The organism is Agromyces sp. NDB4Y10, assembly GCF_001620055.1.
Lineage (GTDB): Bacteria > Actinomycetota > Actinomycetes > Actinomycetales > Microbacteriaceae > Agromyces > Agromyces indicus.
On sequence record NZ_LQGY01000058.1, the window covers coordinates 19,415 to 44,093 of the forward strand.

General features: G+C 72.5%; 23 protein-coding genes. 8 read left to right on the top strand and 15 right to left on the bottom strand.

The window, feature by feature from the left end; translation table 11 throughout:
• Window positions 1-59: 59 nt before the first annotated feature.
• The 3 genes from AVP42_RS13915 to AVP42_RS13925 form a co-directional block, all read right to left on the bottom strand.
• Window positions 60-920 (bottom strand): M23 family metallopeptidase, encoded by an 861-nt coding sequence (locus AVP42_RS13915; RefSeq protein WP_067950061.1) that lies wholly within the window; start codon window positions 918-920, stop codon window positions 60-62.
• 120 nt (window positions 921-1,040) lie between these two features.
• Window positions 1,041-2,000 carry a CoA ester lyase gene (locus tag AVP42_RS13920; RefSeq protein WP_082847292.1) on the bottom strand — a complete coding sequence of 320 codons (960 nt, stop codon included), beginning with the start codon at window positions 1,998-2,000 and terminating at the stop codon, window positions 1,041-1,043.
• On the bottom strand, window positions 1,997-3,418 hold the full coding sequence (locus AVP42_RS13925; protein ID WP_067950063.1) for a cation:dicarboxylate symporter family transporter: 1,422 nt from the start codon (window positions 3,416-3,418) through the stop codon (window positions 1,997-1,999). The genes AVP42_RS13920 and AVP42_RS13925 overlap by 4 nt, the downstream gene beginning before the upstream one ends.
• A gap of 181 nt (window positions 3,419-3,599) precedes the next feature.
• On the opposite strand from AVP42_RS13925, the gene AVP42_RS13930 reads away from it, so the two are divergent.
• The 3 genes from AVP42_RS13930 to AVP42_RS13940 all read left to right on the top strand — a co-directional run bounded on the left by AVP42_RS13930 (window position 3,600) and on the right by AVP42_RS13940 (window position 6,902).
• Window positions 3,600-5,240, top strand: a complete 1,641-nt coding sequence (locus AVP42_RS13930; RefSeq protein WP_067950065.1) for an ATP-binding protein — start codon at window positions 3,600-3,602, stop codon at window positions 5,238-5,240.
• Entirely contained in the window at window positions 5,233-5,979 is a 747-nt protein-coding gene (locus AVP42_RS13935; protein WP_067950067.1) for a response regulator, read from the top strand. Before AVP42_RS13930 ends, AVP42_RS13935 begins: the two co-directional genes overlap by 8 nt.
• A 104-nt stretch (window positions 5,980-6,083) precedes the next feature.
• Complete coding sequence (locus tag AVP42_RS13940) at window positions 6,084-6,902, top strand: DedA family protein (RefSeq protein ID WP_067950069.1); 819 nt, start codon at window positions 6,084-6,086, stop codon at window positions 6,900-6,902.
• A 33-nt stretch (window positions 6,903-6,935) separates the two neighbouring features.
• Here AVP42_RS13940 and AVP42_RS13945 read toward each other — a convergent pair whose 3' ends face one another.
• From AVP42_RS13945 to murI, 4 genes are all read right to left on the bottom strand, one after another.
• Entirely contained in the window at window positions 6,936-7,865 is a 930-nt protein-coding gene (locus AVP42_RS13945; RefSeq protein WP_067950071.1) for a cation diffusion facilitator family transporter, read from the bottom strand.
• Between the two features lie 80 nt (window positions 7,866-7,945).
• Window positions 7,946-8,572, bottom strand: a complete 627-nt coding sequence (gene rdgB / locus AVP42_RS13950; protein WP_067950103.1) for an RdgB/HAM1 family non-canonical purine NTP pyrophosphatase — start codon at window positions 8,570-8,572, stop codon at window positions 7,946-7,948.
• 14 nt (window positions 8,573-8,586) lie between these two features.
• Window positions 8,587-9,357: a ribonuclease PH gene (rph, locus tag AVP42_RS13955; protein ID WP_067950073.1), complete on the bottom strand. Its 771-nt coding sequence runs from the start codon at window positions 9,355-9,357 to the stop codon at window positions 8,587-8,589.
• Window positions 9,354-10,229, bottom strand: a complete 876-nt coding sequence (gene murI, locus AVP42_RS13960; protein ID WP_067950075.1) for a glutamate racemase — start codon at window positions 10,227-10,229, stop codon at window positions 9,354-9,356. Before murI ends, rph begins: the two co-directional genes overlap by 4 nt.
• 103 nt (window positions 10,230-10,332) lie before the next feature.
• Here murI and AVP42_RS13965 point away from each other — a divergent pair, with 103 nt between their 5' ends.
• Entirely contained in the window at window positions 10,333-11,655 is a 1,323-nt protein-coding gene (locus AVP42_RS13965) for a nicotinate phosphoribosyltransferase (protein ID WP_255361492.1), read from the top strand.
• 36 nt (window positions 11,656-11,691) lie between these two features.
• Here the strand turns inward: AVP42_RS13965 and AVP42_RS13970 are convergent, their stop codons facing one another.
• The 3 genes from AVP42_RS13970 to AVP42_RS16950 are packed head-to-tail and all read right to left on the bottom strand — an operon-like array spanning window position 11,692 to window position 15,455.
• Window positions 11,692-11,979 carry a DUF3039 domain-containing protein gene (locus AVP42_RS13970; protein WP_067950077.1) on the bottom strand — a complete coding sequence of 96 codons (288 nt, stop codon included), beginning with the start codon at window positions 11,977-11,979 and terminating at the stop codon, window positions 11,692-11,694.
• A gap of 21 nt (window positions 11,980-12,000) precedes the next feature.
• Window positions 12,001-13,575: a hypothetical protein gene (locus tag AVP42_RS13975; RefSeq protein ID WP_231878639.1), complete on the bottom strand. Its 1,575-nt coding sequence runs from the start codon at window positions 13,573-13,575 to the stop codon at window positions 12,001-12,003.
• Window positions 13,551-15,455, bottom strand: coding sequence for an ABC transporter ATP-binding protein (locus AVP42_RS16950; protein WP_231878640.1), 1,905 nt, complete (start codon window positions 15,453-15,455; stop codon window positions 13,551-13,553). The genes AVP42_RS13975 and AVP42_RS16950 overlap by 25 nt, the downstream gene beginning before the upstream one ends.
• A 323-nt stretch (window positions 15,456-15,778) precedes the next feature.
• Here AVP42_RS16950 and AVP42_RS13985 point away from each other — a divergent pair, with 323 nt between their 5' ends.
• The 4 genes from AVP42_RS13985 (at window position 15,779) to AVP42_RS14000 (ending at window position 19,183) form a co-directional block, all read left to right on the top strand.
• Complete coding sequence (locus AVP42_RS13985) at window positions 15,779-16,471, top strand: NTP transferase domain-containing protein (RefSeq protein WP_067950079.1); 693 nt, start codon at window positions 15,779-15,781, stop codon at window positions 16,469-16,471.
• Window positions 16,472-16,585: 114 nt separating this feature from the next.
• Window positions 16,586-17,383, top strand: a complete 798-nt coding sequence (locus AVP42_RS13990; protein ID WP_067950081.1) for an ABC transporter permease — start codon at window positions 16,586-16,588, stop codon at window positions 17,381-17,383.
• Window positions 17,383-18,123: an ABC transporter ATP-binding protein gene (locus AVP42_RS13995; RefSeq protein ID WP_067950083.1), complete on the top strand. Its 741-nt coding sequence runs from the start codon at window positions 17,383-17,385 to the stop codon at window positions 18,121-18,123. The genes AVP42_RS13990 and AVP42_RS13995 overlap by 1 nt, the downstream gene beginning before the upstream one ends.
• Window positions 18,124-18,187: 64 nt before the next feature.
• A complete protein-coding gene (locus AVP42_RS14000; RefSeq protein WP_067950085.1) occupies window positions 18,188-19,183 on the top strand; it encodes a hypothetical protein in 996 nt (331 codons plus the stop codon).
• On the opposite strand, the gene AVP42_RS14005 is transcribed toward AVP42_RS14000, so the two are convergent.
• From AVP42_RS14005 to AVP42_RS14025, 5 genes are all read right to left on the bottom strand, one after another.
• Window positions 19,180-20,484, bottom strand: a complete 1,305-nt coding sequence (locus tag AVP42_RS14005) for a hypothetical protein (RefSeq protein WP_067950087.1) — start codon at window positions 20,482-20,484, stop codon at window positions 19,180-19,182. The two genes, AVP42_RS14000 and AVP42_RS14005, sit on opposite strands and share 4 nt — an antisense overlap.
• Before the next feature lie 29 nt (window positions 20,485-20,513).
• The gene (locus tag AVP42_RS14010) at window positions 20,514-21,413 is read right to left on the bottom strand and encodes a glycosyltransferase family 2 protein (protein ID WP_067950089.1); all 900 of its coding nucleotides are present in this window, start codon (window positions 21,411-21,413) and stop codon (window positions 20,514-20,516) included.
• Window positions 21,400-22,212: a CDP-alcohol phosphatidyltransferase family protein gene (locus AVP42_RS14015; RefSeq protein WP_067950091.1), complete on the bottom strand. Its 813-nt coding sequence runs from the start codon at window positions 22,210-22,212 to the stop codon at window positions 21,400-21,402. The genes AVP42_RS14010 and AVP42_RS14015 overlap by 14 nt, the downstream gene beginning before the upstream one ends.
• A 2-nt stretch (window positions 22,213-22,214) precedes the next feature.
• On the bottom strand, window positions 22,215-23,270 hold the full coding sequence (locus AVP42_RS14020; protein ID WP_067950093.1) for a glycosyltransferase family 2 protein: 1,056 nt from the start codon (window positions 23,268-23,270) through the stop codon (window positions 22,215-22,217).
• A gap of 117 nt (window positions 23,271-23,387) precedes the next feature.
• Window positions 23,388-24,679, bottom strand: a 1,292-nt coding sequence (locus tag AVP42_RS14025; protein ID WP_157356852.1) for a S1C family serine protease, incomplete at its 5' end; no start/stop codon positions are given.

Consider the following 24,679-nt stretch of genomic DNA (forward strand, 5'->3'; position numbering starts at 1 on the left):
GACGACGGCGGCTCGGAGGGCCCGCGCCGTCCGGCGTGGGGCACGGACGGCGGGGCGGCTCAACGCTCGACGCGCTCTCCGTCGGCTCCCCCGAACTCCTCGCCGAGGCCCTCGTCGCCGCCTCGCGCGTTCAGCACCTCGATGCCGTCGACGTTGTCGACCTCGACCGAAACCGGCAGCTCCGGCATCATCGGCTCGGCGAACGGCGGCTCCGGGATGTCGAGGACGGGCGGCGGCTCGATGCGGGCGCCGGTGCTCACGGCGAGCTCCGCGACGGCGCGTTCGAGCGCCGCGATACGCGCCGCCTGCTGGGCGATCAGGGTCTGGTTGTGCGCCACGATCGGCAGCACGCCGTAGTTGAATCGGCGCACGACGCCGGGGTCGGTCTCGACCGACGCCCCGGAGAACAGGCCGGCCCAGATGTTGTTCATGCGCGTCCGGTCGCTGTCGCTGAACATGTCATCCTCCACCATCAGGATCGCGGGCGCGGCTGAGGAGATGGCGGGGCGGATGAGCCCCATCGGGTCCTCGACCCGGCCCGAGAAGATCGAGTCGACGCTTCGGCCGAGCGTCGTGTGCGCATGGGCACCGGCCCATGCGGTGCCGGGCGAGTCGCCCGCACCGGCGACGTGGGCGAGCGTGTCGCCCGGTCGCACCCGCGTCCCCACCGAGACCGCGATGCCGCGCACGTGCGCCCAGCCCGCGAAGCGGCCTTCGTCGAGCTCGACGACGACGCAGCGGCCGAGCACGGATGATCGCGGCAGGCTCGCGACGCGACCCGGGAGGTAGGCCGGGATGGGCGTGCCGGCGCCGTGGATGAAGTCCTTGCCGCGGTGCCCCTGCGGCCCGTAGAACTGCGAGTTCGGCAGGATGCCGAAGGCGCCGCCGGGCGCTCGATAGAAGTCCTGCCACTCGGCCATCGCGTCCCCCCGATGTCGCGACGCATGCCGACCCTGTCGGTCGCGGCATCAGACTAGAGGATTCCTCACCTCACGTCGTCCCCCGAGCGGGGGCTTTCGGTGCAGACGACGACGTCGTGCTCAGTCCGCGTATGCGGACGTCGCCGGAGCGACCGCCAGGTCGAGCCCGAACGACTCCGCCGCATCGCACACGCCGCGGGCCCGCGCGAGGCGCGGCAGGTCGCTGCCGTCGCGGATGCCGGACCGCTCGATGGTCTCGAGCACGCCCAGCGCCCACGCGATCTCGGCCGTGGACGGGCTCATCGCCTGGTGCACGGCACCCACCTGCTCCTCGCGGAGGCACAGGCGCCCGGTCAGGCCGACGGATGCCGCGTGGCGCGACGCCTCGGCGAGCACCGCCGCGTCGCGGGCGACCGTCGGCCCGTCGACCGGCCCGGGGAGCCCGGCCGCCCGGCTCGTCGACACCAGCCGCGACCGCGCGTACAGCAGGGCCATGGGGTCGTCGGCGGCGCCCGTGTCGAGCCGGAAGTCGCCGCTGCCGAACGCGAGGCGGGTCACGCCGGGGGCCGACGCGATCTCCAGCGCCGATTCGACGCCGAGCGCGCTCTCCACGAGCGCGACGAGGGGCAGGGATGCCGCTCCCCCGAGCCCGTCGAGCGTGCGTCGCACGTGCCCCGCCGCCTCGACCTTGGCGAGCACGACGCCCGCGGCGAGGTCGCGGCCGCGCAGGAGCGCGACATCCGCTCGCCACTCGTCGGATGCCGCGTCGGCGATGCGCACCCACGGCCGCTCGGCGATGCCGGCGCGGTCGAGCTCGGCGACGGCCGCGGCGAGCGCGCGTCGGGCCTCGCCCTTGCGGTCGGGCGCGACGCCGTCCTCGAGGTCGACCACGACGACGTCGGCCGACGACGAGCGGATGCGGTCGGCGAGCCGGTCCGCGGTACCGGGCACGAGCAGCCACGAGCGGGCGATGGCCGGTGCCACCTTCGTCGAGGTGGTGACGGATGCCGCGGCCGGCGCCGCCGGCGCGGGGCGTCCCGCGTCGACGGCGCCGGTCGTGCCGGTGACCTGCGTGCTCACCGGCGCGCTCCGGCCTTCTCGGCCTGGAGTTCGCCGACGATCGCGGCGATCGACTCGGTCGACGGACGCTGCTCGCGCTCGACCTCGGCCTGCTCGTCGGCGGAGAGGTGGTCGTCGACGCTCATGGTCGCCTCGTCGAAGGGTCGCTCCCCTGCGAGCACCGACCGCAGCTGCTCGCGGTCGAGCTCCCGGGTCCACGTGCCGACGAGGAGGGCGGCCACGGCGTTGCCGGTGAAGTTGGTGAGGGCGCGCGCCTCCGACATGAACCGGTCGATGCCGACGATCACGCCGACGCCGTCGACGAGGTCGGGACGGTGCGCCTGGAGTCCGCCCGCGAGCGTCGCGAGGCCAGCGCCGGTGACGCCGGCCGCGCCCTTCGAGGCGACCATCATGAACAGCAGCAGGCCGATCTGCTCGCCGAGCGAGAGCGGCGTGCCCATGGCCGACGCGATGAACAGCGACGCCATCGTCAGGTAGATCGCCGTGCCGTCGAGGTTGAACGAGTACCCGGTCGGGATGGTGATGCCGGCGACCGGCTTGGACACGCCCGCGTGCTCCATCTTCGCGATGAGGCGAGGCAGCACGACCTCGCTCGACGAGGTCGAGACGATGAGCAGGTATTCCCGGCCGAGGTACTTCATCATGCGGAAGATCGACACCCGGGCGACGGTCCACAGCAGTGTGCCGAGCACCACGACGATGAACAGCGCGCAGGTCACGTAGAAGGCGATCATGAGCGTGCCGAGCGAGATGATCGCGGCGACACCGGTGTTGCCGACGACCGCGGCGATCGCGCCGAACGCCCCGATCGGGGCGACCCACATGATCATGGCGAGGATGCGGAACACGAGCGCCTGGATCTGGCGGATGGCGCCGAGGATCGGCGTGCCCTTCGCGCCCATCTTCTGCAGGGCGAACCCGACGAGGAGCGCCACGAAGAGCACCTGGAGGATGTTGCCGTCGGTGAGCGACGACAGCATCGAGGTCGGGATGATGCCGAGGATGAACTCCGTCGTGGTCTTCGCCTCGCCGGTTCCGGCGTCGTACGAGGCGCCCGCGATGTTGAGGCCCTCGCCCGGGTGCACCAGGTTGCCGACGACGAGTCCGATGCCGAGCGCGAACGTCGACATGAGCATGAAGTAGAGCAGGGCGAGCCCGCCGACCTTGCCGACGGTCGCCGCCTTCGCGATCGAGCCGACGCCGAGCACGATGGTGCAGAAGATGATCGGGGCGATCATCATCTTGATGAGCAGCACGAACGCCTCGCCGATGGGCTTCAGGCCGACGGCGAACTCGGGGGCCGCGAGGCCGACGACGGCGCCGGCGACGACCGCCGCGATCACCGCGATGTAGAGGTAGTGCGACGGGTCGATCCTCCGCTTGGGCTTCGAGCCGTCGACGCGAGACTGGAGCGCCATTGCCGTCCCTGCCTTCCTTGGTCGGTCGTCGCCGGGGGCGACGAGTCGGGGTGTCGGGCCAGCATGCGCGAGCGGATGCCGCGCCATCCGCTTGTGTTCATACTGTTCGCGGTCGACGCGGCCCCGGCCGCCGCCGACGGTCGTAGGGTGAGACCGACGACGGCGTTGCGAGGAGGACACGGTGCGGCGGATCCGCGGGTGGAGCATCGCCGCGAAGCTGTTCGCGCTGCAGCTCGCGGTGATCGTCGTCCTCGCCGGGATCGCCGTCGCCCTGATCTGGGCCGACGCGCGCGCCGATGTCGAACGGGATGCCGCGTCGACGACGATGGCGGTCGCGCAGACCATCGCGAACGATCCGTTCGTGGTCGCCGCGGTGCAGGGCGACGACCCGTCGGCCGACCTGCAGCCGTATGCCGTCGACGTCATGCGCGAGGCGCGGATCGACTTCGTGACGATCATGGCGCCCGATCGCGTGCGCTTCACCCACCCGGACCCCGCCGAGATCGGCCGGGCGTACCTCGGCAACATCGACCGCGCGCTGGGCGGCGAGCCGTTCAGCGAGACGTACACGGGGACCCTCGGGCCGTCGGTGCGCTCGGTGGTGCCGATCGAGGATGCCGCGGGCGAGATCGTCGCGCTCGTCGCCGCGGGCATCACGGTGTCCACCACGCAGGTGGCGCTCGGCGCGAGGATCGCGACGGTCGTGATCGCGGCGGGGGTGATGATCGCGCTCGGCGCGCTCGGCGCGTGGCTGCTCAGTCGCTACCTGCGGCGGGTCACGTGGGGGCGCGGCGCCGAGGAGATGAGCCGCATGTTCGCGTACTACGAGGGCGTGCTGCACTCGATCGGCGAGGGGCTCGTGCTGCAGGACGACCGGAACCGCGTCGTGCTCGCCAACGACCGTGCGGTCGAGCTGCTGGGACTGCCGAAGCCCGCCGGACGGGACGCCGCGCCCGCCGCCCTCGAGGCGCTCGACCTCGCGCCCGCGGTCGCCGACGTGCTCGCCCGCGACGACGCCGTCGTCGACGAGATCGTGATCACGCCCACCCACGTGCTCGTCGTCGACCGCGACGTCATCGTCTCCCGAGAGCGCCCCGGCGACCGCGGCGCACGCCGCGTGGGCACCGTCACGACGCTCCGCGACCACACCCGCCTGCAGGAGCTCACGGGCGAACTCGCCACGATGACGACGCTCTCCGATGCGTTGCGATCGCAGGCGCACGAGTTCGCCAACCGCCTGCACACGATCATCGCGCTCATCGAGCTCGGTCGCACCGAGGAGGCCGTCGAGCTGGCCTCGAGCGAGCTCGCGCTCAGCCAGGCCCTCGCCGACCGGCTGCTCTCCGCCGTCGAGGAGCCGGTGCTCCTCGCCCTGCTGCTCGGCAAGGCGGCGCAGGCCGGCGAGCGCGGCATCCGCTTCGACGTCGACCTGCCCGAACGGCTCCCCGCCACGGGTATCGACCCGCGCGAGACCATCACGATCGTCGGGAACCTCATCGACAACGCGCTCGACGCCGCGGCGACGACACCCGCACCCGCGGTCGACGTCGCGATCGACACGCGCGACGGATGCCTCGTGGTGGCCGTCGCCGACGGTGGCCCCGGGCCGGCCGCGGGCGCCCGGGTGTTCGACCTCGGCGTCACGACCAAGCAGGCCACCGCCGGAGGCGGCGACCACGGGCACGGCATCGGCCTCGCCCTCGTGCGCCAATCCGTGGCGCGACTCGGCGGTGCACTGGAGGTCGACGGGTCGCGGTTCGAGGTGACGCTGCCGCTCCCCGCGGCGGCGGCGACGGTGCACCCGGAGTCCGCCGATGCCTGACGCGCCGATCCGCGTGCTCGTCGTCGAGGACGAGCCGCTCACCGCCGAGGCGCACGCGGCGTACGTGGGGCGCCTCGCCGGCTTCGAGGTCGCCGGGATCGCGCACACGGGCGCCGAGGCGGTGCGCGTCCTGCGCGACGCGCGGGACGCCGACGGGCGGGTGGCCGGGGTCGACCTGATCCTGCTCGACGTGAACCTGCCCGACACGACCGGAATCGAGCTGTGCCGCTCGCTCCGTGCGGCCGGCATCGAGATCGACGTCATCGCGGTGACGGCGGTGCGGGATGCCGCAGTGGTCCGCTCCGCCGTGTCGCTCGGCGTCGTCCAGTACCTCATCAAGCCCTTCGCCTTCGCGGCGTTCGCCGAGAAGCTCGGCGCGTACCGCGACTACCGGTCGCGCGTGCACGGTGCCGGAGTGACCGACCAGCAGGAGGTCGACGCGTCGTTCGCCGCGCTCCGCACCTCATCGGGCGGCGACCTGCCGAAGGGGCTCACGCGCGAGACGCTCGACCGGGTCCGAACGGCGATCCGGGACGCGCCGGGCGACGCCGGCGTCTCGGCCGGCGAACTCGCCGCCGCCCTGGACCTCTCGCGCGTGACCGCGCGGCGCTACCTCGAGCACCTCGCGGACACCGGGGCGGTCGAGCGCGCGAACCGCTACGGCGCGCCGGGCAGGCCGGAGGTGGAGTACCGCCGCCGGCATGCCGACGATCGGCCCGTCCGTCATCCGCTCGGTTGACTCCGGGACGACCCGGGCGTCGCACCGCGTCGCGCTCGGTAGACTGCACGGACACCACGCACCCGTGACCGGCCCTCCGCCGGGTCCGTCGACAGGAGCCGTCCGTGATCCACACCGCGCTGATCCCCTGGCTGGATCCCGAGAACATCATCGGCGCGGCCGGCCCGTGGGCGTTGCTCGTGGTCTGCTTCATCGTGTTCGCCGAGACGGGCCTGCTCGTCGGCTTCCTGCTGCCGGGCGACACGCTGCTCATCATCTCCGGCCTGCTCGCGCACTCGACGCCGGCGCTGCCGAACGGCGTCTTCGGGGTCGCCGCGTGGGTCGTCGCGCTGCTCATCGGGCTCGCGGCGTTCGTCGGCGGCGAGGTCGGCTACGAGATCGGCCATCGCGGCGGGCCGAGGGTGTTCGAACGCAAGGAGAGCGGCGTCTTCAGCGTCAAGAACGTCGAGCGCACCAACGCCTTCTTCGAGCGCTTCGGCGGCCTCACGATCATCCTCGCCCGCTTCGTGCCGATCGTCCGCACGTTCGCGCCCGTCGCCGCCGGCGTGGGCCACATGCAGCGCGGCCGGTACACGCTCTACAACTTCATCGGCGCCGTGATCTGGGGCTTCGGCCTCACGATGTTCGGCTACCTCATCGGCTTCATCCCGCCCGTGGCCTTCCTCGTGCGCGAGTACATCGACGTGATCCTGCTCGTGGCGGTCGGCGGCACGGCGCTCGTGACCGCCTGGCACTACTTCCGCGAGCGGGCCAAGGCCCGCCGCGCCGAGCAGGCCGGTGAAGACGTCGTCACCGATGAGGACGAGGCCGAGGAGCTCGTCCTCGACCCCGACGTGTTCGACCGTCCGCCGCACTTCGACGGCGACCACGACGGCCACGGCCACCCGGGCCACGGCGACGAGCGGCCGCCCGGCGAGCGCTGACCGCGAACGGATGCCGCGTGGCATCCGCTCGCCTCACGCGTGGAGCTGCGGCTCCCGTCCGGCGCGCCCCTCGGGCTCGAGCTGGAACGTCGAGTGGGCGACGTCGAAGTGGTCGCTGAGGCAGCCGCCGAGCTCGTCGAGCAGCGCGCCGACGCGTCCCTCGGCGAACACCGCCGGCTCGACCTCGACGTGGGCGCTGAAGACGTGGGCGCCCGTCGTGATCGCCCAGACGTGCACGTCGTGCACCGCGACCACGCCGGGCGTGCCGAGCAGGTGGTCGCGGATCTCCGCGACGTCCGTCTCGGCCGGCGCCGACTGGCTCAGCACCCGCATGACGTCGCGGAGCAGCATGAGCGCCCGCGGCAGGATCAGGGCGGCGATGAGGAGCGACGCGATCGGGTCGGCCGCATCCCAGCCGGTGGTGACGATGACCACGGCGGCGACGATGACGAGCGCCGAGCCGAGCGTGTCGCCGAGCACCTCGAGGTAGGCGCCGCGCAGGTTGATCGAGTCCTTCGCGCCGCCGCGCAGCACGAACAGGGCCACGAGGTTCGCCACGAGGCCGGCGATCGCGACCGCGAGCATGGGCCCGCCGGCGACCTCGTGCGCCTCGCCCCCGCCGCCCGCGAGCAGCCGCCCGATCGCGCCGGCCGTCACGGCGACCGCGACGACGACGAGGATCACGCCGTTCGCGAGCGCGCCGAACACCTCGAACCGGCGGAACCCGTAGGTCTGGCGGTCGGTCGCCGGACGGGCCGCGACGACGGCCGCACCGAGCGCCAGGACGAGCCCGAGCAGGTCGCCGGCCATGTGCCCCGCGTCGGCGAGCAGCGCCAGCGAACCGCTGAGCAGGCCGCCGATCACCTGCACGACGAGGAACACGCCGATGATCCCGATCGCCACGCCGAGCCGGGTGCGGTTCGCGGCGTGTGCGGCGTGCGAGTGGTCGTGCGTGTGGGCCATGGTCCTTCCAGCGTAGGCGCGGATGACGCGCCCCGGCGCTGATGGGAATGAGAGCCGTTCTCGGGCGGCGCTCCCCCGCGTCAGTCGCGACGCGCGGCCGCGATCCGCTCGAGCTCGGGCAGCAGCGCCGCGAACGCGCGGGCGCGGTGGCTGTGCCGGTTCTTCACCTCGGGTGCGAGCTCCGCGGCCGACACGTCGAAGCCGTCGGGCACGAAGATCGGGTCGTAGCCGAAGCCGTTGACCCCGGCGCGCTCGGTGGCGATCCGGCCCGGCCACGTGCCGACGGCGGCGAACTCGTAGGGCGCCCCGCCCGCGGCATCCGGAACCACGAGCGCGATCGTGCAGTGGAAGTGCGCCGTGCGGTGCGGGTCGCGGATGTCGGACAGCTGCGCCAGGAGCAGCTCGAGGTTGGCCTCGGCGCCGCGACCCGGTCCGGCCCAGCGCGCCGAGAAGATGCCCGGCGCCCCGCCCATCACGTCGACCGCGATGCCCGAGTCGTCGGCCAGCGCGATGCGCCCGGTATGGGATGCCGCAGCCCGCGCCTTGATGAAGGCGTTGTCGTCGAACGACGTGCCGTCCTCGACGGGCTCCGGCCCGTCGTAGGGCAGGACGGTCACGCCCGGCACGTGCTCGCCGAGGATGTGCTGGAACTCCTCGACCTTGTGGGCGTTGTGGGTGGCGAGGACGATCTCGAGCGGCTGCGGCATCCGTTCGCCCCCGGTCACTCGCCCCGGCCCGGCAGGGCCGCGTCGAGCGCGTGCCGCTGGGCGGCGGCGAGGTCGGCGGTGCCGGCGAGTGCGAGGTCGAGCAGCGCGTCGAGTTCGCGGCGGTCGAACGGCGCGCCCTCGGCGGTGCCCTGCACCTCGACGAACAGCCCGCGCCCGGTCGCGACGACGTTCATGTCGGTCTCGGCGCGCACGTCCTCGACGTAGGCGAGGTCGAGCATCGGGGTGCCGTCGATGATGCCGACCGACACGGCGGCGACCGTGTCGATGAGCGGGGTCGCCTTCTGCGCGATGAACCGCTTGCCGCGGGCCCACTCGATGGCATCGGCGAGGGCCACGTAGGCGCCCGTGATCGCGGCGGTGCGCGTGCCGCCGTCGGCCTGCAGCACGTCGCAGTCGATCTGGATGGTGTTCTCGCCGAGCGCCTTCGTGTCGACGACCGCGCGGAGGCTTCGGCCGATCAGTCGGCTGATCTCGTGCGTGCGCCCGCCGATGCGGCCCTTGACCGATTCGCGGTCGTTGCGGGTGTTCGTCGACCGGGGCAGCATCGCGTACTCCGCGGTGACCCAGCCCGTGCCCTTGCCGGTCATCCAGCGGGGCACGCCGTTGGTGAAGCTCGCGGTGCAGAGCACCTTGGTCTGCCCGAACGAGATGAGGGCGCTGCCCTCGGCGTGGGCGCTCCAGCCGCGCTCGATGACGACCTCGCGGAGGGCGTCGGGCGTGCGGCCGTCGGCGCGCACCAGGTCGGGGTGGGAGTGCTCGGTCACGTGGTTCTCCTGTCGGTGACGGATGCGGTGTGGCCGGCCGGACCGCGGTCGCGGAGGCCTGGAAGGGTGAGGGCGCCCGTCTGCACGAGCTCGACGCTCGAGATGTCGGGGCCGATGAGTCGGTGCGCGAGGTCGAGGAAGGCGGCGCTCGACCCGCCGGTCGCCTCGAAGCGGTGCACGGGCGGGGTCGGAGCGCGACGTTCGAGACCCTGCGAGACGAGCACGCGGTAGACGTCGTTGGCGGTCTCGACGTCGCTCGAGACGAGCGAGACGCCGTCGCCCATGACGTACGAGATCGCACCCTTGAGGAACGGGTAGTGCGTGCAGCCGAGCACCACGGTGTCGACGTCGGCCGAGCGGAGCGGCGCGAGGTACTCCTCGGCGACGGCGAGCACCTCGGGCCCGGTCGTGACCCCCGCCTCGACGAACTCGACGAACCGCGGGCAGGCGGCCGAGGTCAGCTCGAGGTGCGGCGCCGCGGCGAACGCGTCGTCGTAGGCGCGCGACTGGATCGTGCCGGCGGTGCCGATGACGCCGACTCGGCCAGTGCGGGTCGCGGCGACCGCGCGCCGCACCGCGGGCTGGATCACCTCGACCACGGGCACGTCGTACCGTTCGCGCGCATCGCGCAGCATGGCCGACGATGCGGTGTTGCACGCGATCACGAGCATCTTCACGCCCTGCGCGACGAGGTCGTCGAGCACCGCGAGCGCGTACCGGCGCACGTCGGCGATGGGCTTCGGCCCGTACGGCGAGTGCTCGAGGTCGCCGACGTAGAGGATCGCCTCGTTCGGGAGCTGATCGCGAACGGCGCGGGCAACGGTGAGTCCGCCGACGCCCGAGTCGAAGATCCCGATTGGTGCGTCCGTCACGGGTACCCAGCCTAGATGAGCGGATGCCGCGGCTGCCCGCCGGCCCGCGTGACGCGCATCGCCGCCCCGCGGCATCCGCTCGCCCCGGGGCTAGGCTGGGCGCGTGACGACCGGGTCTGCTGCGCTGTTCACCGACCGCTACGAGCTGACGATGGTGGATGCCGCGCTGCTCGACGGCACCGCCCACCGCGAGAGCCTGTTCGAGGCGTTCGCGCGCCGCCTGCCGGAGGGTCGCCGCTACGGCGTGGTCGCCGGCACCGGGCGGCTGCTCGAGCTCATCGAGCGGTTCCGCTTCGGCGACGAGGAGCTCGAGTTCCTGCGCGAGCAGCACGTGGTGCGCGACGAGACGCTCGACTGGCTGGCCGACTACCGGTTCAGCGGCGACATCTGGGGCTACCGCGAGGGCGAGGCGTACTTCCCGGGCTCCCCGCTCCTGACGATCCGCGCGTCGTTCGCCGAGGCCGTCATGCTCGAGACCGTCGTGCTGTCGGTGCTGAACTACGACTCGTCGGTCGCGAGCGCCGCCGCGCGCATGGTGTCGGTGGCGCTCGGCCGACCGATCGCCGAGATGGGGTCGCGGCGAACCAACGAGGGCTCGGCGATCGCCGCCGCGCGCGCCGCCTACATCGCCGGCTTCGACGCCACGAGCAACCTGGAGGCCGGCCGCAGCTGGGGCATCCCGACGATGGGCACCGCGGCGCACGCGTTCACGCTCCTGCACGACAGCGAGGAGGCGGCGTTCCGCGCTCAGGTCGAGGCCCTGGGCCCCGGCACCACGCTCCTCGTCGACACGTACGACATCGAGCGCGGCGTCGAGACGGCGATCCGGGTCGCGGGCACCGAGCTCGGCGCGGTGCGCATCGACTCGGGCGACCTCCCGACCGTGGTCGCGGCGGTGCGCGAGCAGCTCGACTCGCTCGGCGCCGTGCGGACCCGCATCACCGTCACGAGCGACTTGGACGAGTACACGATCGCGGCCCTCTCGGGGGCGCCGGTCGACGCGTACGGGGTGGGCACGTCGGTCGTGACCGGCTCGGGCTTCCCGGCGGCCGGCATGGTGTTCAAGCTCGTCGCCCGGCGCGGCGACGACGGCGAATGGGTCGACGTCGCGAAGGCGTCCACGAACAAGCTCAGCATCGGCGGGCGCAAGAACGCCGCCCGTCGACTCGATCGCACGCGCACGGCGCGCGAGGAGCTCGTCTTCGTCGGCGACGGACCCGGGGGCGAGGCGGAGTTCGCCGACGACGACTCGCTGCGGCCGCTCATGGTGCCGCTCATGCGCGAGGGTCGAGCGGATGCCGCGTACACGGGCCACGCGGGCGTGCAGGCCGCACGCGCCCACCGGGCCGAGGTCATGCAGGAGCTGCCCATCGAGGCGTTCCGGCTCGGCCGCGGCGAGGCGGTCATCCCCACCTCCTACCGCTGAGGCCCGCGGGCTCCCCGCCCCCGGACGGCGAGCGGGTCAGCCCTGCTTCAGCCGCTCGTAGATCTCCTTGCACGTCGGGCAGACCGGGAACTTCTCCGGGTCGCGGCCCGGCGTCCACTTCTTGCCGCAGAGCGCCTTGACGGGCTTGCCGGTGAGCGCCGACTCGAGGATCTGGTCCTTCTTCACGTAGTGCGAGAACCGCTCGTGGTCGCCGGGTTCGATGGCCTCCTCTTCGAGGAGCTTCTCGAGTTCGCGGTCGAGCACCGTAGTGCCGCCGCCGGGTGCGTCGGGGTCGGCGATGCTCGCCTGCACGGGACGGATCATGCGCTCGATTCTACGCGCGACTCAGGCGCGGACGGCGGCCTGGAGAATCTCGGGGGCGCGGCGGTTGAACACGCGGCCGCCGACGAGGACGCCGAGCACGAGCACGATGAGTCCGAGGCCGACGCCCGATGCGAGCGACGCCGCATGCCAGGCGGGGTCGAGGAAGATCCCGAGGCCGGCGAACACGATCGCGGGCGCCGCGACCAGCACGGTGCCGAGCATCGTGACGGACTGCACGAGGGCGGTGACGGTGCCGCTGGACTGCGGCTGCTGGAACGGGCTGTCACCCGGCTTCACGACCGGGTACGGCAGCGCCGCGGACGTGATCGAGCCGATGCCGAGCCCGGCGAGCAGGAGCGCGGTGCTGACGCCGAGCAGCGACGGCAGCAGCCGCCAGTCGTTGATGACGAACACGGTCACCGCACTGCCGAGGCCGATGACGAGGACGCCGGAGATGAGCACGGGCACGAGGCGGCCGATGCGGTCGGCCACGCCGCGAACACCGGAGGCCACGTGGAGCCAGACGGCGGTGCTGTCGTACGCGGTGTCGTTGTGCAGGCTCCAGCCCAGCAGCAGGCAGATGAGCGGCACGGGGATGAGCCCGAGGTAGGTGGCGGGCACGCCGGCGATGGCCAGCGGGACGATCACGAGCAGCGGGGTGACCGGCACCATGACGAGCGCCACCCAGTAGCGGGCGTCGCGGAACCAGTAGGTGATGCTGCGCGCCGCGATGGCGCCCGTGGCGCCGTGCGGCATCCGGCCGAACCACCCCAGCCCGTGGTACGACCGCGGCGCGGCCTCGCGGCCGGGGGTCACGAGCATGTGGGCGACCAGTCGCTCCCACGCGCGCCAGGCGAGCCACACCGTCGCCGCGGCGATGACGAGCTTCAGGATGGCCGGACCCCACTCGCCCGCCGCGGCGTCGCCGGGCACGGCGAAGGCCGCGCCCAGCGGGGTCCACGACAGGATGCCGCCGATCGCCGCGAGCGCGCTCCGGCCGGAGGAGGCCCAGTCGACGGTCGCGAGCGCGACGACGACGGGCGCGGCCATCACGACGAGGAGCACGCCGATGACGCCGCCCACCTCGCGCGCGCGGCGGGTCTCGAGGAGGAGTCCGCCGAGCCCGGCCGTGAGGCGCGCCGCGAGCAGGCATGTCGCGAAGGCGAGGGCGGCCGCGATGATCGCGAGCAGCGTCTCGGGGATCCCGCGGGACCAGGTCACCACCGTGCCGAGGAGGGCGATGGCGAGCGCGAACGCGGGCACCCCGACGGTCGCGGCGATCGCGAGCCCCAGCGCGAGCGTGCGGTCGGGCAGGCCGAAGAGCGCGAACCGGCGCGGGTCCATCGTGTCGTCGACGCCGAAGACGAGCGGCACGAGCAGGAATCCGACGACGACGGCCGAGCCCGCGACCACGAGCACGTCGCGCACGAGGGTCACGTCATCGCTGCCGCGGAGTCCGGACAGCAGGAGGAACACGACGATGGCGGCGCCGAGTCCGTAGACGAGGCCCACCGTGATGCCGACGACCTGCCAGGGGCTGCGTCGGAAGATGTTCCGCAGCAGCCGGAGCTTCAGTCGGAGAAACTGTGCAACCATTCCAGCCCCTCCGCTGCCTTGCGTCCGCCGGCGAGCTCGACGAAGCGGTCCTCGAGGGTCTGCCCCTGGCGCACCTCGTCGAGCGGTCCGGATGCGAGCACCCGACCGCCGACGATGATCGCCGCCGAGTCGCAGACGCGCTCGATGAGGTCCATGCTGTGGCTCGACAGCAGGACCGTGCCGCCGCCTGCCACGTAGCGCTCGAGGATGTCGGTGAGGTTCGCCGCCGAGACGGGATCGACGGACTCGAACGGCTCGTCGAGCACGAGCAGCCGCGGCGAGTGGATCATGGCGCAGGCCAAGGCGATCTTCTTCGTCATGCCGGCGGAGTAGTCGGCGACGAGGCGGTCCAGGGCGTCCTCGAGGCCGAACGCGGTCGCGAGGTCGGCGCTGCGGTCGAGCACGGTCGCATGGTCGAGTCCGCGCAGCGAGCCGGAGTAGTAGAGGAGCTCGGAACCGGTCAGGCGATCGAACAGTCGGAGCCGGTCGGGCAGCACGCCCGTCGCGCGCTTGGCCGCACGCGGATCCTTCCACACGTCGATGTCGTTGATGTGCACCGTGCCGGCGTCCGGCCGGAGCAGGCCCGTGACCATCGAGAGCGTGGTGGTCTTGCCGGCGCCGTTCGGCCCGACGATGCCGTAGAACGACCCGGCGCGCACCTCGAGGCTGATCGCGTCGACGGCGGTGGTGTCGCCGTAGCGCTTCACGAGTCCGTCGATCGCGAGGACGCGCGACGCGGCCTCCGGAGCCGGACGGGCCACCCGCAGGGTGCGCTTCTTGCGCGGAGCGGGCTTCGACGAGCCGACCGGGATCACGGCGACGCCGCGCTCGTCGCCCACGGCACGAGCGTCGTCGTCGACCTCCGACGGCGCCTCGACGGGCTCGGCCGCCGGCTCCTCCGCCACCGGCTCCTCGACCACCGGCTCGGCTGCCGCGGGCTCCTCGGCCAGGGACTCCTCGGCGACCGACCTGCCGGCCTCGGGCTCCTCGACGACGACGTCCTCAGCGGGCGCCTCGACGACCGGCTCCTCGGCGACGGGCGCCTCGACGACCGGTGCCTCCTCCGCCACCGGTGCCGGATCGGCCTTCGCCGGCGCGACCGAGTCATCAGAACGGCGCGGCGGGCGCTCGGCCTCGGTGGTGTCGGTGGTCATCGCGGCAGCCACGCGCTGGCGGGCGACGGCCTTCTTCCGCGCGTCCGCCGCGCGCTCCTTCGCCTGGGCGAGCGAGATGGAGGGCGTCCGGGCGTTCTTCGCGGCGGCCGTGCGCTTCGCTGCGGCCGACGACGACGCCGACCGCGATGCGGCGCTGCGCTTCGACGCGGCGGCCTCGGTCGGTTCCTCGGGCGAGGCGTCGACCGCCTCGGGCTCGACCTCGGCGGGCGCGGCCGTCGATCGCGACGATGGCTTGCGGGCCGCGGGCTTGCGGGCTGCGGGCTTGCGGGCCGCGGTGGTCTTCGCCGCGGCAGACGCGGGCGCCGCCGCCGACGTCGCGGCGTCACCGGGAGCCGCGGAGGCGGCCTCGGTCGCGTCGGAGTCCGCGGGACCAGCCTCCACGGGCGCCGGTGCCTTGGCCGCGGTCGGGTTCGAGCGGCGGGCGGCGGGCTTGCGGGCGGGCTTCGGCGCGGCGTCGGCGCCGCTCGCGTCATCCGCCTTCGGGGCGTCATCCGCCTTCGCCGCGGTCGTCTTCGTGCTCGCCGACTTCGCGGTGCTCGTCTTCGCTGCCGGCTTCGACGTCGTCGACGCCTTCGTGCGGGCCGACGACGACCGCGCCGCCGACGACCTCGGCTTGGCTGCGGGCTTCGCCTTCACGGGACGCGCCGGGCTCGCCGCGGCATCCGTGGTCTCGGGCGCGACGGACGCCCCCCGATCGGCGGACACCCCCGTGCCGGTGCCTTCGGGAGTCTCGTCGTCAGGGCCTGATCGCGAAACGGAAGTCACCACGACAACCTACCAAGTCGCGTCGTCCCCGCCTCCGAATCCCCTGCACGCCGCGCCGGGTTTCGGGCCATGAAACTGGGCAACGGCTGGGCGTCACATCACGAAACCGCCACGACGGGCGCAAGGGGTAGGGCTCGAACGGTCCGACCCGGTATCCTGAGGATCGGCATAACGGCGTGTCCACCCAACAACTTCCGGATGAACTCCTGGCGAACTCGTCGTGACACGGCGCGCCGCTTCATCCGACCGATGAAGGAGATGCAGTGACCACCCAGATCGTGATCCTCGCAGCCGGCATGGGGAGCCGGCTCGGGCGAAGCCTCCCCAAGCCGCTCACCGAGCTCAGCGACGGCCGCACGATCATGCGCCAGCAGTTCGACAACATCGAGCACGCGTTCGGTCGGAACGCCGCGGTCACCATCGTCGTCGGCTACAAGCTCGAGCACATCATCGAGGCGTTCCCGCAGGCGTCCTTCGTCTACAACGAGGAGTACGACCAGACGAACACCTCGAAGTCGCTCATGCGCGCGCTGCAGGCATCGCAGCCCGGCGGCGTGCTCTGGATGAACGGCGACGTCGTCTTCGACCCGCGCATCCTCGACCGGGCGCTGCCGTTCATCGCGCGCGACCAGTCGTTCGTCACCGTGAACACCGCGAAGGTGTCCGACGAAGAGGTGAAGTACACCACGAGCGCCGAGGGCTACATCAAGGAACTCTCCAAGACCGTCAAGGGCGGGCTCGGCGAGGCCGTGGGCATCAACTACATCTCCAGCCGCGACAAGGCGACGCTGCTCGCCCACCTCCAGCGCGTCGGCGACCAGGACTACTTCGAGCGCGGCATCGAGCTCGCGATCGAGCAGAACGGCATGCTCGTCGAGCCGATGGACGTCTCCGACCTCTACGCGGTCGAGATCGACTTCGCCGAGGACCTCGAGCGGGCCAACCACTTCGTGTGACCTGCGCCCCACCGACAGCGTGAGAAGCGGATGCCACGTGGCATCCGCTTCTCGCATGTCGGGGCCCGCCCGCGCGGTTCGGGAGCCGTGCGCGGGGCCTCTACGATGAGAGCCATGAGCTACGCCGACTCGCATCCGTTCTCGCGGACGCGGTGGTCGGAGTACCGTCACTCGCTCTGGTTGCTGACCACGCGCGACCTGAAGGTGCGGTACACCACGTCGGCGCTCGGCTACCTGTGGTCGATCCTCGACCCGCTGGTGATGGCGGCGATCTACTGGTTCGTCTTCACCCAGGTCTTCCAGCGACTGGTCGGCACCGAGCCGTACATCGTGTTCCTGCTGGCCGGCCTCCTGCCCTGGATGTGGTTCAACGGCGCCGTGTCCGACTCGACGCGGGCGTTCCTGAAGGACGCCAAGCTCGTGCGGTCGACCAAGCTGCCGCGGACCATCTGGGTCAACCGCATCGTGCTCTCGAAGGGCATCGAGTTCGTGCTCGCCCTGCCCGTGCTGGCGCTGTTCGCGATCTTCGGCGGCGCCCGGGTCGGCTGGGAACTCGCGTACTTCCCGCTTGCGATCGTGCTGCAGGCGGCGCTCACCGCCGGCATCGGCATGATCGTCGCCCCGCTGGTGGTGTTCTTCCGCGACCTCGAGCGTGCGACGAAGCTCGTGCTGCGGTTCCTCTTCTACGCCTCCCCCATCATCTACGGCATCTCGAACCTGCCCGAGCCGCTCCACTTCTGGGCCGCGTTCAACCCGCTCACGGGCATCTTCAGCCTCTACCGGGCGGGCTTCTTCCCCGGTGAGCTCGACTGGTTCGCCGTGGGCGTCGCGGCGGCCATGTCGGCGGCGTTCCTCGCCGTCGGACTGTGGGTGTTCCGCAACGCCGAGCGTCAGGTGCTGAAGGAGATCTGATGACCGACGCCGCCATCCGCACCATCGACCTCGGCATCCGCTTCCGCCGCAACCGCCGGGGCCGGCGCACCTTCAAGGACCTCTTCTCCCGCAGCCGTCGGAAGATCCGGCCGGACGAGTTCTGGCCGCTCCGCGGACTCAGCGTCGACGTGCTGCCCGGCGAGGCGATCGGCGTGGTCGGCCGCAACGGCCAGGGCAAGTCGACGCTCCTGAAGCTCGTCGCGGGCGTGCTGATCCCCGATGAGGGCGAGGTCGTCGTCAACGGCGGGGTGGCCCCTCTCATCGAGATCACGGGCGGATTCGTCGACGACCTCACGGTGCGCGACAACGTCTACCTCACCGCCGGGCTCCACGGCATGAACCGGGCGCAGATCGACGCGAAGTTCGACGAGATCATCGACTTCGCCGAGATCGCCGACTTCCTCGACACCCCGTACAAGCACCTGTCCAGCGGCATGAAGGTCCGCGTGGCCTTCGCCGTGGTGTCCCAGCTCGACGAGCCGATCCTCCTCGTCGACGAGGTCCTCGCCGTCGGCGACAAGGCGTTCCGCGAGAAGTGCTACCGGCGCATCGAGGAACTGCTCGAGAGCGGCCGCACGCTGTTCTTCGTCTCGCACAACGAACGCGACCTGCGCCGCTTCTGCACCCGCGGACTGTACCTCGACAAGGGCCGCCTGGTGCTCGACGCGGGCATCGACGAGGTCATCGACCGGTACAACGCCGACTACGGCACACGCTGACCGGCATCGTCAAGCCCTGCGATCCTGCGGCGGGTTCCCACGATGGCGTCCTAGGATGCTCGCCATGTCCGACCGAGTGCACCGCATCACCTCGATGGGTCCCGGCGCCCCGCGTGAGGCGGGCACCGAGGTGCCCGACGACCCCGCCTTCGCGAGCGCGGGGCACCAGCAGCCGGATGCCGCGAACCGGGCCGAGGGGCTCGAGCGCGGGCTCGACCGGCTCATCTCGATCCAGCGTCCCGTGGTGCTCGCGCACCTGCGCACCATCCGGCGCAACCACCCGCACGCGACGCCCGACGAGATCGTGCGCATCCTGGAGCGCCGCTACCTCACCGCGGTGACGACGGGCGGTGCCGCCGTCGGCGCGACCGCCGTGGTGCCCGGCATCGGCACGGGCGTCACGCTCGCGCTCTCGGGGGTCGAGACCGCCGCATTCCTCGAGGCGACGGCGCTGTTCGCGCAGTCGGTGGCCGAGGTGCACGGCCTGCACGTCGAGAACCCCGACCGCGCGCGCGCGCTCGTCATGACCCTCATGATGGGCCGCGAGGGCGTCGACCTGGTCAAGCAGTTCGCCGCCCGGGCCGTCGGCGGCGGCGTGAGCCGGGACGCCTACTGGGGCGAGATCATCACGAGCAGCCTGCCCAAGGCCGTGATGGGCCAGGTCGTCGACCGGCTGCGGCGGAAGTTCATCAAGCAGTTCGCGGTCCGCGGGGGCGCCGGCATCATCGGCCGCGCCATCCCGTTCGGCATCGGCGCGGCCATCGGCGGCGTGGGCAACCACGTGCTCGGCCGGCGCGTGCTCCAGCACGCCCGGCTCGCGTTCGGCGCGGCGCCCGCGATACTTCCCGTGGAACTCGAGCCGCGGGATGCCGGCGTCTCGGCCGTCACGCGGACGGCGCGACGCGGGGCGTCCATCGGGGCGGCCGTGGCCGGGGCGACGAGTCGTGGCATCCGCTCGGCCGGACGTGCCATCGGCCGGCGCCGGCGCGACGACGAGCAGGCCGAGGTCGAGGGCGGCGCACCCGCACCCGACGGGCCCGAGGCCGGAGCCGACCGCTAGTCGACGTCGATCTCGTCGGACCGCTCGGCGACCTCGCCCTCCGCGTCGTGCTCCTCGATCTCCGGGTCGTCGGCGTGCAGCGCCGCGAAGCGCTCCCACTCGGCCATGAGTCGGTCGACCGCCGCATGGAATCGCGCGGTCGTCGCGCCCGGCGTCGTGTCGCCGAAGTACCGCTCGACCCAGAACCCCAGCCGCTGGAGCGCCGCCTCGTCGTGCGCCACCTCGTCGACGCGCGCCGCCATCGCCTCGCCGTCGGCGGCGTCGAGCCACTCGCACGCCGACAGGTAGCCGCCCGTGTCGATCTGCGCCTCGGGATTGACCGGTCGCGTGACGAGCAGCGGCCGACCCGCGGCGAGACGGTCGTAGACCATCGCCGAGATGTCGACGATCGCGACATCCGCCGCGGCGAGCTGCCACCCGAGGGCCGGGCCGTCGTCGAAGACGTGCTGCGCGGTCGGGTCGGCCGCGTTCGCCGCGCCGATCGCCTGGATGATGGCCCGGTTGGCGGCGCCGTACTCGTGGTCGACGACTCCCGACCGCGGGTGCGGACGGTAGATCACCCGGTGACGACCCGTCGCGAGCAGGCTCGTCACGAGCGCGACGCCGTGCGAGGCGATCGACCCGTACGCCGCCGCTCCCCGGTCGCCCTCCCAGGTGGGCGCGTACAGCACCACCTCGCGGTCGTCGGGCGTGTACGGCAGCGGCGAGCCGTCGAGGTAGTGGTCGGCCTGCGGTCGGCCGATCGGGATCGCGCGCTTGTCGAAGTCGTAGTCCCAGAGGACCTTCTCGAGGCGGGTGCGGGCGGCATCCCCCGCGATCAGCGCGTAGTCGTACGCCTTGAACTGGTTCGTGGTCATGTACATCTTGTCGGACTCGCCGTGGTTGATGAACACGTGCCAACGGCGCCCGTACCGCATCATCTGGAAGTTCTTGGCGTTCTGGTTGACGTAGAACACCAGGTGGAGGTCCTGGTCGTGGATGACCTGTTCGAGGTCGGCGACGCGGCGCACGTACGCGACGGGCAGCGGCGACTCCTCGAGGAGCTGGAGCGCTGCGCCGGAGGCCCGGCTGAGGATGAGCACCGGGTGCCGCTCGGCGAGCCGGGCGAGCGGCTGGTACCACTGGCGCAGCTGGTAGAGGTTGACCTTGCCGTCGGCGAAGTAGACGCCGATCCGGTACCGGTGCGGTTCGAGCGGCGGTCGGGCGGCGAGTTCCCGTGCCAGCCGTCGCTGCGCGCTCCGCGAGCGAACGACGTTCTGGACGAGTTTCACGGCACGACGCGCATCAGTCCTCAAACCCACCGTCCAAGGGTAGCCGCCGCTCGCGGGCCTCACACGACGGGCGGTCTCCCGGCCAGCGTCATCCGCCACACGGTGCGCCACGACATGGGGCGCCGCTGCCCCGGGTCCTCGCGCCATCCCGCTCGCCACCCGGCGAACCAGGCCGAGAGGGCCTTCGGATGCCGCGCCCACCGCAGCACCTGGATGGCCGTCCACGATCCGACGTAGAGCGGCACGAGCACCGCGGGCAGGTTGCGGCGCGCGAGCCACACCCGGTTCCGTGCATTGAGGCGGTAGTAGTACGCGTGTCGCGCCGGATCGATCACCGGATGCGCGGCCTCGAGGTCGCCCGCGTACCACGCGCGTCGGCCCGAGTCCCAGACGCGCCACGCCAGCTCGATGCCCTCGTGCGCGTAGAAGAACGGGTCGGCCCAGCCGCCGGTCGCGTCGAACGCCGAGCGCGGCATGAGCACCGCGCCCTCCCAGCAGGAGAAGACGTTGCTCGAGTGCGCCGGATCGCCCTTGCGGATCCGCGGGATCCACCGGCGGGGGGCGGTGCTTCCCGTCGGGTCGACGACGCGGGGCTGCACGAGGCCCACGTCGGGATGCTCGGCCAGGAGGCGGCATCCGTCGGCGAGGAAGGTCGGGCTCGGCAGGAACGCGTCGTCGTCGAGGAAGAACAGCACCTCGCCCGCGACGTGCGGGACACCGCGGTTGCGTCCGGCCGGGATGCCGAGGTTCTCGGGCAGGTGCACGGTGCGCACCTCGTCCGGCAGCCGCGGGTCGGCGGTCGCGGGGTCCCACCCGTTGCCGACGCACACGACGTCGACCGCGACGCCCGCCTGGTCGAGCACGCTCCGGATGCCGCGCGCGAGCTCGACCGGGCGCCGCCCCTGCGTGAGGACGACGACGCCGACGCGCGGCACCGGCGAGAGGTCAGGCCCGGACACGGCGGGACGCCATGATCGCGACGAAGTGACCGAGGAGGGCGAGCGTCGCGAGCGGCAGCAGCGCGAGGACCACGATGCGGTCGACCTCGGGCTGGCCGGCGACCAGGCCGACGAGCGCCGCCGCCAGCGCGATCAGCGTGAGCTCGACCGAGTGGTAGAGCCGGTGGAACGGGAGGAAGCGTGCGGCGCGGCGGAGCTTCGCGATGAGCCCGCCCCGGGGCGCGGTCTCGCCGTGGGTGTCGGCGAGCTTCGGCAGCCCGGCGTTCGCCCGGGCCACGTGCACCATGTCGTTCAGCGCCTTGTTCAGCACGATGACGAGCGCGAGGAGCGCGCCGACCGTGGTCCACAGGAAGTCCGCCGGGAACTCGAGCGGATACGCGGCGGCGCGGATGCCGAGCGCGATCGGGATCAGCGCCTCGGTCGAGTAGTGGCCGACCTTGTCGAGGAACACCCCGGCGGGCGACCGCGTGCCGCGCCAGCGCGCGACCTCGCCGTCGCAGCAGTCGACGAGCATCTGCAACTGGCCGAGCAGGACCGCGAGGAGCGCACCCCACACGCCCGGGATGAGTAGCGCCGCTGCGGTCGACCAGCCGACGAGGATCATGAGCCCCGTCACCCCGTTCGCCGAGATGCGCGTGCGCAGCAGGAGCCAGGTGAGGTACGGCGAGAGGTCGCGGAGGTACAGCGACGCCGTCCAGTGCTCCGCGTTGCGGCGGTTGCGCACCTCGGGCGGCTGCGTGACCGCGCGCAGCTCGGCGATGCTCGTCGGCCGCCCGCGGCCCGGCGAAGTCTCCGTCATGCTCACCTTCCCGTGTGGCTCGCGATGTTGCTCGTGAGCGAGAGGTAGCCGAGCACGAAGCCCGTTCCCCACGACACGTGGATGCACGGCAGCACCACGAGGAACCAACCGAACACCCCGGCGCCGCGGCCGCGAGCGTACGCGAGCGCCGCGAGCAGCACGAAGAGCAGGTACACGCCCGGCACGGCGAAGCCGAGGAGCAGCCACGGGGTCGCGCCCACCGCGAGCTGCACGAGGCCGCCGATCCCGAGCAGGGTTCCGACGACGACGCCGACCACCATCAGGGGCGGCACGAAGTAGCGGATGCCGTTGTCGGCGGGGAACCGGCGCGCGAGCTCGCCACGCCACAGGCCCGTCGAGAGCATCTGCCGGGCGAGCCGCTCCACCGTGGAACGGGGACGATAGGTGACGGCGAGCTCCGGGGTGAACCAGACGGTTCCGCCGGTGTCGCGCAGGCGCCGGTTCAACTCCCAGTCCTGCCCGCGCTTGATGGTCTCGTCGAACAGGCCCACGCGTTCGAGGGCGCTGCGCCGGAAGACGCCGAGGTAGACGGTGTCGGCCGGGCCCTCCTGGCCGCCGACGTGGAACGCGGCCCCGCCGAGGCCGACGGGGGTCGTGTAGGCGAGCGCGACCGCGCGCTCGAACGACGTCTCGCCGCGGGCGTCCATGATGCCGCCGACGTTGTCGGCGCCGGTGCGGACGAGGGTCTCGACGGCGATGCGCGTGTACTCGGCGGGCAGCATCGAGTGCGAGTCCACCCGGACCACCACCGGGTGAGCGGCCGCGCGGATGCCGATGTTGAGGCCGGCGGGCGTGGACCCGACCGCGTTCTCGAGCACGCGCACGCGGGCGTCGCGCTCGGCGAGGTCGGCGACGAGTTCGTTCGTGCCGTCGATCGACGGGCCCAGTGCGATGAGCACCTCGACCGGCCCGTCGTAGTCCTGCTCGAGGATCGACGCGACGGCCGCGCGCACATGGGAGGCGTCGTTCAACACGGGCATGACGTAGGAGACGCCGATCGGCGGCGACAGCTCCGCCGGATGGTGCTGCTCGGGCATGGTCCTCACTCGTGCACTGGGTCGATCGAGCCTAGCAGCAGGGGGTGCGCCGACCGGGACGCGACGGGGCCCGGACCGCATGCGGTCCGGGCCCCGTCCGAAGGGACGACGACGCGATCAGCCCTCGAAGGTGCCGAGCGTCACGGTGACCGTGCTCGACTCGCCGTCGCGCGTGTACGTCAGCTCGGCATCGGCGCCGCCGGGGAGCGCCCGGACCTGCGCGGTGAGGTCGGTCTGGTCGGTGATGGGGATGCCGTTCAGCGCCGTGACGACATCGCCCGCCTCGAGTCCCGCCGCCTCGGCCGCACCGCCCGGCGTGACCTCGGAGATGAGCGCGCCCACGGTCGAGCCCTCCCCCGCCGCCTGCGCGGACGTGACGGTCGCGCCGAGGAGGCCGTGCGTGGCCGCACCGTTCTCGATGATCTCGTTCGCCACGCGCTCGGCGAGGTTCGACGGGACGGCGAAGCCCACCCCGATGTTCCCGGCCTCGCCCGACGAGCCGCCCGCCGAGAGGATCGCGACGTTGACGCCGATCAGCCGACCCTCGGAGTCGAGGAGCGCACCGCCGGAGTTGCCGGGGTTGATCGCGGCATCCGTCTGGATCACCGGGATCGAGATGAGGCCGCTGCCCTGCGACTGCCCCTGCTGGCCGGGCACGTCGAAGTTCCAGAAGTCGAAGGGGCTCTCGCCCTGCTCGCCCTCGCCTTCGCCGCCGTCGTCGGGCGTCTCGGGCGCCGCAGCGGACTGCACGTCGATGCTGCGGTTCAGCGCGCTCACGATGCCGTTGGTCACCGTGCCGGACAGGCCGAGCGGTGCGCCGATCGCGATCGCGGTGTCGCCGACGTTGAGCTCGTCGGAGTCGGCGAACTCGATCGGGCTGAGGCCGGACGCGTCGACGAGCTTGATCACGGCGAGGTCGCTCAGCGGGTCGGTGCCGACGAGCTCGGCCGAGTACAGCCGGCCGTCGTCGGTGCGCACCTGGATGCTCGGGTCGCCGGTGGCGCCGTCGAGCGTCACCACGTGGGTGTTCGTGAGCACGTAGCCGTCCTCGGAGAGGATCACGCCGGATCCCGTGCCCTGGCCCTGGCCGCCGGACACCGCGATGGTGACGACGCTCGGGCTCGCCGCTGCGGCGACCGCCGAGATCTGGTTCACCGACTCCGTGTCGTTGATGACGATCCGCTCGCCCGTGCTCGACTGGAGCACGGTGTCGTCGCCGTCGTCGTTCATGAGCGCGGTGATGCCCGCGCCGGACGCGCCGCCGATGAGCGCGGCCGCGACGACCGCGGCGGCGATGCCGAACCCGGCCCGGCGCTTCTGCGGACCCTCGGGGGCAGCGGATGCGGCGGGCGCCGGTCCGCCGAACGCGGGCGGCACGGAGCCGCCGCCGTCGTCCGGGCGGCCCGCGG